The organism is Thiocapsa sp., from assembly GCF_018399035.1.
GTDB lineage: Bacteria > Pseudomonadota > Gammaproteobacteria > Chromatiales > Chromatiaceae > Thiocapsa.
The window spans coordinates 1,766,555-1,778,865 of record NZ_CP073760.1 but is presented as its reverse complement, the minus strand read 5'-3'; the positions used below and the strand labels follow the sequence as shown (position 1 = coordinate 1,778,865).

The following is a 12,311-nucleotide window of genomic DNA, read 5'->3' as shown; positions in this document are numbered from 1 at the left end:
GGCGGGCAATCGACGCTAGCCCCCGAGGTCGCTCCTTGTCAATCTCCGGAAAGCCCGGGCGAGTTGATCAAATGCAGTTTTGGTTTGCTGTCGGTGAGGCTGATGGAGACGCTGAACGGCTGAATCACGGCGGAGAGCTCGCCGTTGAGCAGCGAGTCCTGCATCTTCAGGTCGGCGAAGAGGACGAGCGGGCCGGCACTGAGCCGCGCATTCCAGAGATGGATACTCTCCTCGCGCAGCCGGATCCTGGTCGTGCCTTTGACGTCGGGCACGGTGAGCAGACGTCCGAGCCAGTCGCGCTCGCGCGCTTGGGCGACGACAGAGTCGGGCCAGCAGGCCGGTGTCGCGCATGCCGAGTGCCAGCCGGGATTCGAGCCCGAGCGGCTCGGTCCAGACCAAGCGGGCCTCGTCGAGCCGCAGCTCTGCCCACCAATCGGCGGTTTCGCTGCCGTCGGGCTCGGTGAGCGTCATTCCGTCGAGCCGGATGCGCGAGCCGGAGGCATCGAAGGTCATGGAGGCGATGTCGCCTTCGCGGAGCCGGGCCTCCAGCATGAGGTTGCCGCCGAGCTCTTGCGTGTCCATGCGGATGCGCGTGTCCCGGCTGTGCAGGTTGATCTCGCCGTCGGCTTTTTGACCGTCGAGATTGAAGAGCATGTTCAGGTCCGCACTGCCGGAGAGCAGCGCGAGTCCGGCATCTTTCGGGAGGTAGCGGTTGTAGACCGAGAGATCGGTCAGCGTCGCTTCGGGCAGGCTGATCCGGGTAGTCATGTCGAGGGCCGGGTCGGCTCCGCTCGCTCGCTTCAGGCTGGGCGTGCGGGTCTCCATGCCTAAACCGCGCCCGGTGCGGTATGCGATGTTTTTGGATGGGATCGGCCCCGGCGGATTTCAGAACCGCTGGAGCCGGCGCGGTTTAAAGTATTTAAAAATATAAAATTTTAAACCGCGTCCCCCGCTAAGGGTCGTGGATTCACCAAACTTCGAACTCACTCCAAAGTGAGCATCTCGCTCTGGACGCGGTTTAGGTTAAACCAGTCTCCACGCTTGACGCGGCTCGATCACAGCGCCTAGCCTTGACTCAGCTCCAATGTCCGCCGATGGCCGAGGTCGAGACCTTGACGAAACCCGTGTCGATTGCCCACTGCGCGCCGCACCACCTCCGACACGAGGCCGGCCGATGAGCATCGTCGCCGTCGTCGGCAACAAAGGCGGCACCGGCAAGACCACCTTGTCCTTGAATCTCGCCGCCGGTCTGGCGCGGCGGGGATCGGTCGTCATCGTCGATGCCGATCCGCAGCAGTCCGCCTATCAATGGCGCCTGATCGGGGATGAAAATGCCGCGTTGCCCGCCGTGGTGGCCGCGGCCTTCGGGCTCGTAAAGACGGTGCAGGCCCTGCGCGACGTCCACGACCATGTCGTCATCGATTGCCCCCCGTCCATCAAGTCACCGCAGACCGAGCACGCACTGCGCCTGGCCGACCATGCGCTGATCCCGCTCCAACCCTCGCCGATGGATCTCTGGGCGACGAGTCATCTCGCCCGCATCATCGAGGCGATTCGCCCCGAGAACCCGCAACTGCGCGCCTTGATCGTGATGAGCCAGATGGAGCCGCGCACGACCCTCTCGCGCCTGATGCCCGAGGCCGTCGCGGAGTTGGATCTGCCGGTCGCCCGAACCGCGTTGCAGCGCCGCTCCATCCATCGTCTCTGTGTGCTCGAGGGGCGCAGCGTCTTCCAAGCCGGCCGTCGCGGTGCTGCCGCGGCGGCCGAGATCAACGACCTGATCGCGGAGATCTTCGACCATGACAACGCCTCCCAGGAGCACGTCTCCCAAGAGCACGTCTAACAGCACGCAGACGGAACGCCGATTAGTTGCCTCCATTCGCAAGGCCAAGAGCGGGGCGGATCAGCCCGGTGATGCCGAGCCGGCAGGCGCAAAAGCGTCGGCGGGTGCGACGGCAGCGGCCCCGGCGCAGCGTGCGAAGTCGACCGGGGCGGGCGCCGCCGCGCGGCCCGTTGCGCGGAAACGTCCGGCTTCCGGGACTGCCGCTGGCTCATCGGTGGAGGGTTATCAGATTCGGCGGAGGGTTTGGCCGGATTGAAGAGGACGACTGCAAGTCGTCGATCCCGGGGTGTCGCCGCTTCGCGACGATTGCCGGCGGTGGACGACGGGCTCCCGAAAAGCATTTGCATTTGGCTTTGGAGATGTCCTCGATCTCGGTGAGACGCGGTTTAAGTCCTGTGCGTCGATGCCGGGGCCGTTGTCCCGGACACTCAGCCAGGCGGTCGTCGCGTCTTCGTCTTGTCCGGCACGGATCGACAGTCGCGGTGGCTGCGTACTGTCGTGCATCGCGTCGAGTGCGTTCTGGACCAAGTTCATGAGGACCTGATGGATCTGCCCCGGATGTCCCTGAACCGTCAGTGTGTTCGGGAGGTCCAGTGTCGTCTCGATCTCCCGGCGCTCGCGATAGCGCGAGAGGGCATGCACGTTGCCGTAGACGAAGCTGATGGGGTTGTTCAGCTCGTGCGCCACGCCGGCGACGAGTCGGCCGAGCGAGGCCATCTTCTCGGCTACGCCCTTGATTGCGAGCTCGCAGTCGTGGATGGCCTCGGCGCGGATCTTTGCGGATGACGTGGATCCAGGTCGCCTCCGTCGTCGGCTCGGGGCAATCATCGTGTTGCACGATGCCTGCGGGGTGAGGATCGGCTGGGGTGGAGGCTCGCGTCATCTCGGGCTGTCCGCTGCAAGGTCAGGACAAGCATAGGCGATTTCACGCAACGGATGTCATCAAGTGACGGTTCAGAAACAAGGTAAAGCCTCGATGAACGCGTAGGATGGGTAGAGCGATAGCGAAACCGATCCTCCCAACCGCCGCGTTGCCGGGTCTCGGTCCGATGCCCTTGGCGCGGGGAGGATCGGTTTCGCTGCGCTCTACCCATCCTACGTGTTTCGGTTTTTTTGAATCGTTTCCTACGGCGTCGGGCGATCAGCTCGGGCCGACACCCAGCCCGCGTCGTCGGTCCTGGCGGATCAGGATCAGGGAGAGGTAGTGCACCCGGGTGCCGCGAAGCGATGCGATGTCGTGCAGGATCCGCTCCTCGGGCGTACCGACGCGCTCGACGAAGACCGCCCGGTCGAGCAGGCTGCGTTCGCTCAGGGCCTGGATCAGCGAATCCAACACGGGGCGGACCTTGAGCAAGACCAGGGCATCGAAGCGCTCCAAAAGGGCGTCGAGATCCTTCATCGCCTCCGGTGCCGAATAGACCGCGAGCGGCTCTTCGCCGTCGACCAGGATCGCACCCGCCGCGGCGGCCGCGGCATGGTAGGAGGGCACGCCCGGGATGACGCGAACGGTGATCGCCGGGTCGAGCGCCTGCACGCCGCGCGCGAGATGGCCGAAGGTCGAGAAGGTCGAGGCATCGCCCTCGACCAGGAAGACCACGTCCTCGCCGCCGTGCAGCCGTGCGAGGACCTGCTCCGCCGCGGCGGCCCAATGCCGGGCCAAGGTCTCGGGGTCGCGCGTCATCGGAAAATGCAGCGCGAGACCGTCGGGCGGCGGTTCCAGCCCACCGCGCGCGACGATGGACAGGGCATAGCTGGCCCCGTCGCCCGTGATGGGCCAAGCCCAGCAGCGCGCGCTCTCCAACGCGGACCAGGCTGCTCGGGTGACGAGGCCGGGATCTCCCGGACCCAGCGAGGCGGCGATCAAGGTTCCAGGCATGGGTGTGTCTCCGAAGGGGTCTGGTCGGCCGGCGGCAGGCTCGGCGCGCGCGCTTGCACCAGCCAGACCGGATTTTCCGCCTGCAGGCGATGCAGGCTCAGGATCGGGCGGCTGCGCGCGGCCTGGATTTGGGTCAGCTCCCAGTGCGCGCCGAGCCGGTCGAGTGTGGCGAGGGCCAGGGTCAGGTTCTCCACCGCGACCAAGGCGAGCACCAGGCGTCCGTCGGGGCGCAGACGCCTGATGACGACATCCAGCATCTGGGCGAGTCGCCCGCTGCTCCCGCCGATGAAGACGGCATCCGGGTCGGGCCAGTCGCCACAGTCATCGGGCGCAAGACCGGCGCGCACGCTGTAGTTGGCGATGCCGAGCGCGCGTCGGTTGGTCTCGATCAGTGCGAGGTCGTCCGCGTTCTTCTCGATCGCGTAGACATGGCCGCGGTCGCAGAGCCGGGCGGCTTCCAGGCCGACGCTGCCGGATCCGGCGCCGAGATCCCAGACCCGGTCGGTCGCGCGCAGCTCCAGCAGGGCCAGCGCCACCGCACGGACCTCGCGCTTGGTGATGAGCCCGCGCTCCGGGCGGCGCTGGCTGTAGGCGTCGTCCGGCAGACCGAAGCGGGGCAGGGCACTCGGCGCTCGGCGGCGTCGGAGCAGGACCAAGTTGGGGTCGGCGAAGTCCATGACGGCGATCGCGCCCGCCGTCGCGCCGCCGATCAAGCGCTCCTCGGGCATCAGCAGACGCTCGGCGACCTGCAGATCGAAGTCCTCGCCGAGCCCTTCGGCGAGCAGCAGCCGGGCGATCCGCGCCGGGCCATTGGCCGGGCTGGTCAAGACGGCGAGCAGGGTCTCTCGGCGCAGGGCCTGCGCCAGCGGGTAGAGCCCGTGATCCGGCGTCGCGCCGGGTGTCCAGTCGCCGCTGTCGCGATGATGCACCGAGAGCCAGCGTGCGTCCTCCCAGGGGATGCGGAAGCGTGCGCAGGCGAGCTGCAGGGTCGAGCGATTCGGCAGGATGTGCAGTTTGGCCGGGTCGAGCCGGCGCGCAAGCAGACCGCCGATCCCGAAACAGAGTGGATCGCCCGTGGCGAGCACGACGACGGGATCGCCGACGGCGATCGACGCCTCGACCCAGCCGGGGACCTCGGCGATGCGCCCGGTCAGGTCCAACGGCTCCGCGTCCGGTGCCATCAGGTCGCCGCAGCCCTCGAGCATGCGGCGTGCGCCGATGACCCGTCTCGCTGCGCCGATGCGCGCGATGGCCTCGGCGGTGAGTCCGGCCGGACCGTCGTCCAAGACCCCGATGACCGAGCAGTCAGACACGTGGATGACACCGATTGATCAATAGAGCACACAAGAGCGAGGCACAACCTTAAGGAACCATTCAACAACAACCGAAACACGTAGGATGGGTAGAGCGAAGCGAAACCCATCCAGTCCGAGCCAAGGGCATCGGACCGAAACCCGGCAGCGCGGTGGTTTGGAAGATGGGTTTCGCTGACGCTCTACCCATCCTACGCGGGTCGCGACGGGGTTCCGACGGTCTGTTCCGCCAGCAGATCACCCTCCGGTCCCCAGGCCAGAACCTCGACGAGGGTTCCCTCGGCGAGTCCTTGTGCAACCAGTGCGGCCACCGCACGCGTCAGGGCCTGATGGAAGGCGCCCGTGAGCCCCGCCTCGGCGACCAGCTCCGCGGCCCAGCGGGCGGTGTCGCCTTCGAGCACGCGGGCGCAGAGTGCGGGGTCGCCCCCGGCGTCGGCAACCAGCCGCGCCAACAGCTGCATGTCGACCTCGGCCTTGCGGGCATGGGTGATCTTGAGCCCCTGGGCGATCTTGGTCAGCTTGCCGACCATGGCCCCGATGACGATGCGCTTCAGACCGGCCTCCCGCGCGGCGTCGAGCGCAGCCCCGACGAAGTCGCCCATCTGCACGAAACAGATCTCGGGAAGCTCGGGGTAGCGGGTCATGGAATGACGCTCGGTGCGTCGCCCGGTCGTGAAGACAACCGTCTCCTGGCCTTGTGCCAGCGCGACCTGAACGCCCTGCCGGATCGTCGCCTTGAAGGAGGCGGTCGAGTAGGGATAGACGACACCGGTTGTGCCCAGGATCGAGATGCCGCCCAGGATCCCCAGTCGTGCGTTGAGCGTGCGTTTGGCGATCCGCTCCCCATCGGGGACCGAGATGGTCACCGCAAGCCCTTCGCGGCTCAGTCGGGTCGGCGCCGCCGCACGCACGTTGGCCGTGATATAGGCGCGCGGTCCCGGATTGATGGCTGCCTCCCCGACGGTGAGTCCGAGTCCGGCGCGCGTGACGCGACCGACGCCCTCGCCGCCGAGCAGATGGACCTCGCCCGGTGCGTCCGCAAGGCGGACCACGGTCGCGACGATGCGCGCGCCGTGCGTCGCGTCCGGGTCGTCCCCGGCGTCCTTGATGACCGCCGCCTGCGCGCCCGATCCGACCTGCACGCCCGACTCGATCAAGCGACCCTCGATGATCGCGAAGCTCGGGCGCCGATCCTCCGGCAACAGGATCTCGATCGTTTCGGGCACGACGCCGGTTTCGAGACCGCGCGCCGCGGCCGCCGCCGCAGCAGCCGCACAGGCCCCGGTCGACCAGCCGGTGCGATTGCCCCGCTTGCGCCGATCCCCGCCGGCGGAAGCCGGCACGGCCCCTGACATCAGCTGCTTCCCATCATCTGATCCGGATGTCCTCGTCCATCAACAGGCCGCAAGGGCATCTGGCGCGGAGCGCCAAGAGACGCGCGACACCGCCCGAGCGTTGTCACGAGCGCCCTTACGGGGCGGGTGTCCGGATTGATGAACAATGCACTTTGGACGGGAAATCTTACTCTTTTCATTATCCTAAACCGCGTCCCGCCGAGATCTTTAGCTCCCGCGAGGTCGATTCCACCTTCACACCAAGCCTGTTGCCGTAGACGCGGTTTAGCTCAGGATCATGAGTGCATTCAGCGCCGCAACCACCAGCGTCGACCCGCCCTTGCGGCCCTGCACGGCGATCCAAGGCACCGTCTCGACCCGCATCAGGAGATCCTTCGACTCGGCCGCGGCGACGAATCCGACCGGCATCCCGATCACGAGCGCCGGGCGGACACCTTCGGAGGCGATCAGCCGAATGACCTCCAAGAGGGCGCTCGGGGCGTTGCCGATGCCGACGACGGCACCCTCGAGCAGACCCTCGCGAGCGGCCCGACGCATCGCCTGCGTGGCGCGGGTCGTGTCTTCGGCGCGCGCGTGCGCGATCACCTCGGGGTCGTCGATGAACTGATGCGCCTGCACGCCGAGCGGCGCCATGCGCGTCTTCGAGACGCCGGCGCGGATCATCTCCACATCGCAGACGATGGGTGCGCCGCGTTTCAACGCCGCACAGCCGGCGGCGACGGCCTCGGGGTGGAAACGTGTCAGCCCGTTGAAGTCGAAGTCCCCGCTCGCGTGGATGAGGCGTCTGACCAGTGTCCACTGTGCCGGGTCGTACGCGTGGCTCCCGGCCTCCGCATCGATGATGGCGAAGGATCCTTCCTCGATGCGCGCACCTGCCGCGGTCAAGAGGGCGCCACCGGTGTCGGCGGCGGCGGGCGCCGGGGTGCGCGGGTCAGTGCTCATGGTGTGCTGCCAGTGCGTAAGCGCAACCGTCGCAGGGGAGGAGTGCGGTGCCGTCTCGGCACTGCGCCAGACGCAGATCCAGCAGATCCAGCAGCTGTTCGTGCCGGCCGATATAGCCGGCCTGGGCGAACACCCGTGTCGGGTACTGCTGGCGCAAGCGTCCGACTTGGCGGCTGATGCGCTGGATGAGACGCCCGGTGAAGAGGTAGTAGGGCAGGACGATGATCTGGCTGGCGCCGAGCAGATCGAGCCGCTGTACGGCCTGCTCGAGACGCGGAAAGCTGATCCCGGTGAAGGCGATCTCGACGCGGTCGTGCTCGGTCGTCTCGTAGAGCCAGTGAGCCATCTTGGCCACCTCGCCGGTGGATTCGATATCCGAGGCCCCGCGCGCCAGCAAGACCACGCCGGTGGTGCGTGGATCCGGCATGTCGAGCTCGGTCATCGCCTGGTGGAGACGGTGGCGCAGGGCCTTGAGCAACTGATCCGAGGTTCCGAGCGGATGTCCATAGCGGAATTCCACCTCGGGATGGCGCCGGCGTGCCGCGGCGAGCGCTTGCGGGATGTCGCCCTTGACGTGTCCCGCGGCGTTGAGGATCAAGGGCAGGACCAGCACCCGCCCGTCGCCGGACGCAGTACCCGAGCCAGTGCCGGCCGCGGTGGCGGCGCGATCCAAGCCTGCGTCGAGCAGGACATGAGCATGCTCGATCCAGCAAACCTGAATCTCGACCTCGGGATGACGTGTCCGCCAAGCCTCGGTGAACGTCTCCACCTCGGCGTTGCCCTCGTTCCCCGGGTCACGGGCACCATGGCCGACGAGCAGCACGACCTCGTTTGTCATCGTTGCGCGGATCCTATGAAAGTGATCGATCGCGCATGGTGCCAGAGCTGGCGGTGGAGCGCAGCCGAATTTGCGCGCCCGATCCTTGCGCGCGACAGGTCTCGATTCGAATCAGGCATAGGCCGGTGCGAAGGCGGCGGCCGGATCGGACACGGGGCCCGTCTCGGACCAATAGGGCGAGAGTTTACGCAGCTTGGCGACGATCGGCGGGACGGCCTCGATGACCCGGTCGATCTCATCCATGCGGTTGTAGCGCGAGAGCGAGAAGCGTGTGGTGCCGTGGGCGGCGGTGAAGGGGATGCCCATGGCGCGCATCACATGCGAGGGTTCGAGCGATCCGGAGGTGCAGGCGGAGCCGCTGGAGGCCGCGATGCCGAGCTTGTTGAGCAGCAGCAGGATGGCCTCGCCCTCGATGTATTCGAAGGCGATGTTGCTGGTGTTCGGCAGGCGATTGGTCGGATCGCCCGTCACGAAGCAGTTGGGCACGGCGGCGAGGATGCCTTGCTCGAGCCGATCGCGCATGGCCCGCACCGCAGTCTTCTCTTCGTCCATGTGCTCCAGCGCCATCTCGCACGCCTTGCCGAGCCCGACGATGGAGGCGCTGTTCTCGGTGCCGGCACGCCGGCCGCGCTCTTGATGCCCGCCGCGCAGCATAGGGCGAAAGCGCGTGTTGCGCCTCAGATAGAGCACACCGATGCCCTTGGGCGCGTGCAGCTTGTGTCCGGAGACCGAGAGCATATCGATCGCGGTGTCCTTGAGATCGATGGGGAGCTTGCCGACCGCTTGGACCGCATCGGTATGGAAGAGGACGCCGGCCGATTTCGCCAGCTCCGCCATCTCCTGAACCGGGAAGAGTGTGCCCGATTCATTGTTCGCCCACATCACCGAGACGATCGCGACGCGGTCCGAAAGCAGGTCCATGTACTGCTGGATATCGAGCCGGCCTTTGCCGTCGACGGTGAGGTAATGGACCTTGTAGCCCTCGGTCTCCAGGTGCTGACAGAGCGACAGGATCGCCGGATGCTCCACGACCGTGGTGATGATCTCCCGACGCTCCGGTTGGGCCTTGATGGCCGAGAGGATGGCGGTAGAGTCCGACTCGGTGCCGCAGGAGGTGAAGACGATCTCCGAGTCCTGCGCGGCCCCGAGCAATGTCTGGACCTGCTGCCGCGCCTGCTTGATGGCGTGGCCGACCCGGTTGCCGTAGGCATGGATCGAGGAGGCGTTGCCGAACTGCTCCGTGAAGAAGGGCAGCATGGCATCGACCACCTCGGGCGCGACCATGGTGGTGGCATTGTTGTCGAGATAGATGCCTTGGGTGTCGGGTGGAGTGGTCATGGATTGATGGCCTCGTGGAATGTGCGGTTCGAGCCTCCTGCGATTGGCTGCGCTTATGCGCCGCGGGTTCCTTTGGGCGATCTTTGAGATCAGGCACCTCGACTGCGCATGTCTGGAAGGCATCGAGCCCCTTACGCCGCAAGTCGTGAGTAAACCGTCGCAGAATTTTTCTTTGTCGTTGTCGTTGTCGTAATCGGATGCCGGACGACAACGACAACGACAACGACAACGACAACAGTCGTCGCCTATACCTGCGCTGTCGGCTCCCCGTGATGCCGGCGCGGGTTGGGCACGCTGCGCTTTGCCCAACCTACGGCTGGCGGCTCCTACGCGCTCTTGCGCATCGCCTTCGCCGGCAGCACCCGCACGAGCTCGCCGAGATCCTCGACGATGCGCTGCTGGATCCCGTCGAGCGTCGTCGAGGCCATCTGGCAACCCACGCAGGCGCCGGTCATGTTGACGTAGACGTTCTTGCCGTCGACATCGATCAGCTCCACGTCGCCGTGGTCGCGCTGCAGGTTCGGGCGGATCGCCTCGATGGACCGCTCGATGCGGCGGATGCGCTCCAGGTTGCCGAGCTTGCGCCCGCCGGACGAGGGCGCTGCCTCGGGTGCCTTGGCATAGGGGTCGAACGCCTTGCCCTGCTCGGCGAGGACGCGGCTCAGGATGGCCTCGACCCCTTCGTGACAGGCCGAGCAGCCGCCGCCCGCCTTGGTGTAATTCGCGACCTCTTCGACCGTGGAGAGACCGTTGGAGCGGATGGTGTTTTCGATCAGGACCGAATCGACTGCGAAACACTTGCAGACCAGTGCGCCTTCCTCATGGTCGTCCTTCCATTCCTCGCCCCGGTAGTTGGCGATCGCCGCCTGCAACGCCTCGCGACCCATCACCGAGCAGTGCATCTTCTCGGCCGGCAGGCCGTCGAGATAGTCGGCGATGTCCTGATTGGTGACCTCGAGCGCCTCGTTGAGCGTCATGCCCTTGATGATCTCGGTCAGCGCCGAGCTCGAGGCGATGGCGGAGCCGCAGCCGAAGGTCTGGAAGCCGGCTTCGAGGATCACCTCGCTCGCCGGGTCGACCTTGAGGGTCAGGCGCAGTGCATCGCCGCAGGACAGGGAGCCCACGTCACCCGTCGCATTGGCCTCAGGGACTGCGCCCGCATTGCGGGGATTGAAGAAGTGCTCCTGGACCTTTTCCGAGTAATCCCACATGGCGTGTCTCCGGTTGCTGTAGCAATAAGCGAGTGAGTCGGGACGGATGCTCGAGCCGTGGCTTGAGTCTTGCGTCTGTGTTGGCGAGTCATTCAGCAAGCCGTGTGCCACGTGGGATGTTTCATCTATCTCATTGATTTATATTTGGTCGAGAGCCTTCCTTCTTGCATCGATGTCGGCTCTCGAACGACAGCCCGCCTGCGTCGGGTCGTGAATCCCACAACACATCTCAACAACAGGAGTCTTTGATGGATCTCAGTCAATTGGAGCTTGGTCAGTTGGGCCCGGGCGATCTGGTCTACGCCGCCGCGGATATCTACAACGACGGCGGTATCCCGGATCTCGCCGAGGATGCCCTGATCGCGGCAGCCGGGACCCGTGGCGTCATCCTCAACATCGGACACCTCGAAGAGGATCCCGAACGGGAGCTGTATCTGGTGCGATTCGAAGGGGAGGGCGCCGAGCTCGGGCCGCCGGCCGGCTGTTGGCCGGAGGAGCTCAGCACGGTGTCGCAGCGCGTGCCGGCGGAAGCGGGCTAAGCGCTGGCCGGGTCGTGGGCACGGTTGATGCGGGCTCAGCCCTCGAGCTCGACCGCTGTGACGAATCCGGGCGGCTTGATTGCAAGCACGGAACAGTCCACCTGCTGCAGGATGGCCTCGGCCGTGTTGCCCATCAGCAAGCCGGGGATACCGCCACGACCGACCGTGCCCATCACGACAAGATCGGCGCCGAGTTTGCCCGCGAGCGTCGGGATCTTCTTTCGGGCCTCGCCGCGCAGGAGGTGCGTTTTCGGTTTCAGAAAGCCCAGTGCATCCTCGCCCAAGATGCCGGTGATCTCCCGCAGGAGTGCCGCCAAATAGGACGCATGGCGCTCTCGGACCTGGTCGACATAGGCCGCAACCTCCGCTTCCGGGGTACTGACGACGGTGCCGCGAAGGAGCATTTCGCCGATCGCATCCCAGACATGGACGACATGCAGATCGGCAAATTCCGACAGTGCCAGAGACCCTGCGATCTCCAGGATCCGGAGGTTCATCGCATGCCGCGTTTCTTCAGGCCGGAGGCTGTCGTCCACATCCACTGCCGCCAGGATCCGTCGAAAGGACCCTGATCCCTTGCACTTGATGGCCCAAACCGGACAGGGGCACTGGCGCAGCAGGTTCATGTCGTCGCTGCCGAGCAACCGGCCAAACCAGCCCGCATCTTCCGGCGGGCGGATCACCAGATCATGCTTGCTGCGCAGGACCTCGCGAATGATCTCGAGGTAGGGTGTCCCGGTCAGCACCTTCACTCGGATGTCGAGCCGCGGCCCGTAGGGTTTGATCAACGACTCCAGTCGGTGCAGGCGCTGCTCCGTCGCTGCAGCCTGCAGATCCTCCGCAGTCGCGCCGCCGTCGCGAAGGCGGAAGCCGGTGCTCATGCGGGGAATCACGTCGACTAAAGTGAGCTCGGCCTGATTGTTTTCGGCCAGCAGGACCGCGCGCTCGAAGGCGGACCTGCAGCCCTTCTCGGGATCCGCGACGAAGAGGATATTCCTGAACCATTTCATATCGGACTCCTGTTCGGCTCATGGTACGACGCGGCACCTTAGACGG

The 12,311-nt window shown here is 66.1% G+C and carries 13 protein-coding genes; 3 read left to right on the top strand and 10 right to left on the bottom strand.

Annotated features, from left to right (window positions below; all coding sequences use genetic code 11):
- Positions 1 to 38: 38 nt before the first annotated feature.
- Positions 39 to 272 carry a hypothetical protein gene (locus tag KFB96_RS08155; protein WP_213462439.1) on the bottom strand — a complete coding sequence of 78 codons (234 nt, stop codon included), beginning with the start codon at positions 270 to 272 and terminating at the stop codon, positions 39 to 41.
- A gap of 1 nt (position 273) precedes the next feature.
- On the opposite strand from KFB96_RS08155, the gene KFB96_RS08150 reads away from it, so the two are divergent.
- Both KFB96_RS08150 and parA read left to right on the top strand, forming a co-directional pair.
- Positions 274 to 831 carry a hypothetical protein gene (locus KFB96_RS08150; RefSeq protein ID WP_213462441.1) on the top strand — a complete coding sequence of 186 codons (558 nt, stop codon included), beginning with the start codon at positions 274 to 276 and terminating at the stop codon, positions 829 to 831.
- A 343-nt stretch (positions 832 to 1,174) separates the two neighbouring features.
- Complete coding sequence (gene parA, locus KFB96_RS08145; protein WP_213462443.1) at positions 1,175 to 1,843, top strand: ParA family partition ATPase; 669 nt, start codon at positions 1,175 to 1,177, stop codon at positions 1,841 to 1,843.
- 225 nt (positions 1,844 to 2,068) lie between these two features.
- Here parA and KFB96_RS08140 read toward each other — a convergent pair whose 3' ends face one another.
- The 8 genes from KFB96_RS08140 to nifU form a co-directional block, all read right to left on the bottom strand.
- The gene (locus KFB96_RS08140) at positions 2,069 to 2,671 is read right to left on the bottom strand and encodes an ATP-binding protein (protein WP_213462445.1); all 603 of its coding nucleotides are present in this window, start codon (positions 2,669 to 2,671) and stop codon (positions 2,069 to 2,071) included.
- Between the two features lie 313 nt (positions 2,672 to 2,984).
- On the bottom strand, positions 2,985 to 3,719 hold the full coding sequence (gene cobI, locus KFB96_RS08135) for a precorrin-2 C(20)-methyltransferase (protein WP_213462447.1): 735 nt from the start codon (positions 3,717 to 3,719) through the stop codon (positions 2,985 to 2,987).
- Positions 3,704 to 5,032: a precorrin-6y C5,15-methyltransferase (decarboxylating) subunit CbiE gene (gene cbiE / locus KFB96_RS08130; RefSeq protein WP_300971385.1), complete on the bottom strand. Its 1,329-nt coding sequence runs from the start codon at positions 5,030 to 5,032 to the stop codon at positions 3,704 to 3,706. Before cbiE ends, cobI begins: the two co-directional genes overlap by 16 nt.
- A gap of 191 nt (positions 5,033 to 5,223) precedes the next feature.
- Complete coding sequence (locus tag KFB96_RS08125; RefSeq protein ID WP_213462449.1) at positions 5,224 to 6,387, bottom strand: cobalt-precorrin-5B (C(1))-methyltransferase; 1,164 nt, start codon at positions 6,385 to 6,387, stop codon at positions 5,224 to 5,226.
- 264 nt (positions 6,388 to 6,651) lie between these two features.
- Positions 6,652 to 7,329: a precorrin-8X methylmutase gene (locus tag KFB96_RS08120; protein WP_213462451.1), complete on the bottom strand. Its 678-nt coding sequence runs from the start codon at positions 7,327 to 7,329 to the stop codon at positions 6,652 to 6,654.
- On the bottom strand, positions 7,319 to 8,167 hold the full coding sequence (locus KFB96_RS08115) for a sirohydrochlorin chelatase (protein WP_213462453.1): 849 nt from the start codon (positions 8,165 to 8,167) through the stop codon (positions 7,319 to 7,321). The genes KFB96_RS08120 and KFB96_RS08115 overlap by 11 nt, the downstream gene beginning before the upstream one ends.
- Positions 8,168 to 8,278: 111 nt before the next feature.
- Positions 8,279 to 9,505: a cysteine desulfurase NifS gene (nifS, locus tag KFB96_RS08110; RefSeq protein ID WP_213462455.1), complete on the bottom strand. Its 1,227-nt coding sequence runs from the start codon at positions 9,503 to 9,505 to the stop codon at positions 8,279 to 8,281.
- 326 nt (positions 9,506 to 9,831) lie between these two features.
- The gene (nifU, locus tag KFB96_RS08105; RefSeq protein ID WP_213462457.1) at positions 9,832 to 10,716 is read right to left on the bottom strand and encodes a Fe-S cluster assembly protein NifU; all 885 of its coding nucleotides are present in this window, start codon (positions 10,714 to 10,716) and stop codon (positions 9,832 to 9,834) included.
- Positions 10,717 to 10,964: 248 nt separating this feature from the next.
- Between nifU and KFB96_RS08100 the strand changes: the two genes are divergently transcribed.
- Positions 10,965 to 11,255 carry a nitrogen fixation protein NifZ gene (locus KFB96_RS08100; RefSeq protein ID WP_213462459.1) on the top strand — a complete coding sequence of 97 codons (291 nt, stop codon included), beginning with the start codon at positions 10,965 to 10,967 and terminating at the stop codon, positions 11,253 to 11,255.
- A 35-nt stretch (positions 11,256 to 11,290) separates the two neighbouring features.
- Here the strand turns inward: KFB96_RS08100 and KFB96_RS08095 are convergent, their stop codons facing one another.
- Positions 11,291 to 12,265, bottom strand: coding sequence for a universal stress protein (locus KFB96_RS08095; protein ID WP_213462461.1), 975 nt, complete (start codon positions 12,263 to 12,265; stop codon positions 11,291 to 11,293).
- Between the last annotated feature and the right edge of the window lie 46 nt (positions 12,266 to 12,311).

What these genes read in the sequence shown, in the direction of transcription:
- parA (WP_213462443.1), top strand. Translation starts at nt 1,175, where the DNA reads ATGAGCATCGTCGCCGTCGTCGGCAACAAAGGCGGCACCGGCAAGACC.
- KFB96_RS08140 (WP_213462445.1), bottom strand. Translation starts at nt 2,671, where the DNA reads ATGATTGCCCCGAGCCGACGACGGAGGCGACCTGGATCCACGTCATCC.
- cobI (WP_213462447.1), bottom strand. Translation starts at nt 3,719, where the DNA reads ATGCCTGGAACCTTGATCGCCGCCTCGCTGGGTCCGGGAGATCCCGGC.
- KFB96_RS08125 (WP_213462449.1), bottom strand. Translation starts at nt 6,387, where the DNA reads ATGTCAGGGGCCGTGCCGGCTTCCGCCGGCGGGGATCGGCGCAAGCGG.
- KFB96_RS08120 (WP_213462451.1), bottom strand. Translation starts at nt 7,329, where the DNA reads ATGAGCACTGACCCGCGCACCCCGGCGCCCGCCGCCGCCGACACCGGT.
- KFB96_RS08115 (WP_213462453.1), bottom strand. Translation starts at nt 8,167, where the DNA reads ATGACAAACGAGGTCGTGCTGCTCGTCGGCCATGGTGCCCGTGACCCG.
- nifS (WP_213462455.1), bottom strand. Translation starts at nt 9,505, where the DNA reads ATGACCACTCCACCCGACACCCAAGGCATCTATCTCGACAACAATGCC.
- nifU (WP_213462457.1), bottom strand. Translation starts at nt 10,716, where the DNA reads ATGTGGGATTACTCGGAAAAGGTCCAGGAGCACTTCTTCAATCCCCGC.
- KFB96_RS08100 (WP_213462459.1), top strand. Translation starts at nt 10,965, where the DNA reads ATGGATCTCAGTCAATTGGAGCTTGGTCAGTTGGGCCCGGGCGATCTG.
- KFB96_RS08095 (WP_213462461.1), bottom strand. Translation starts at nt 12,265, where the DNA reads ATGAAATGGTTCAGGAATATCCTCTTCGTCGCGGATCCCGAGAAGGGC.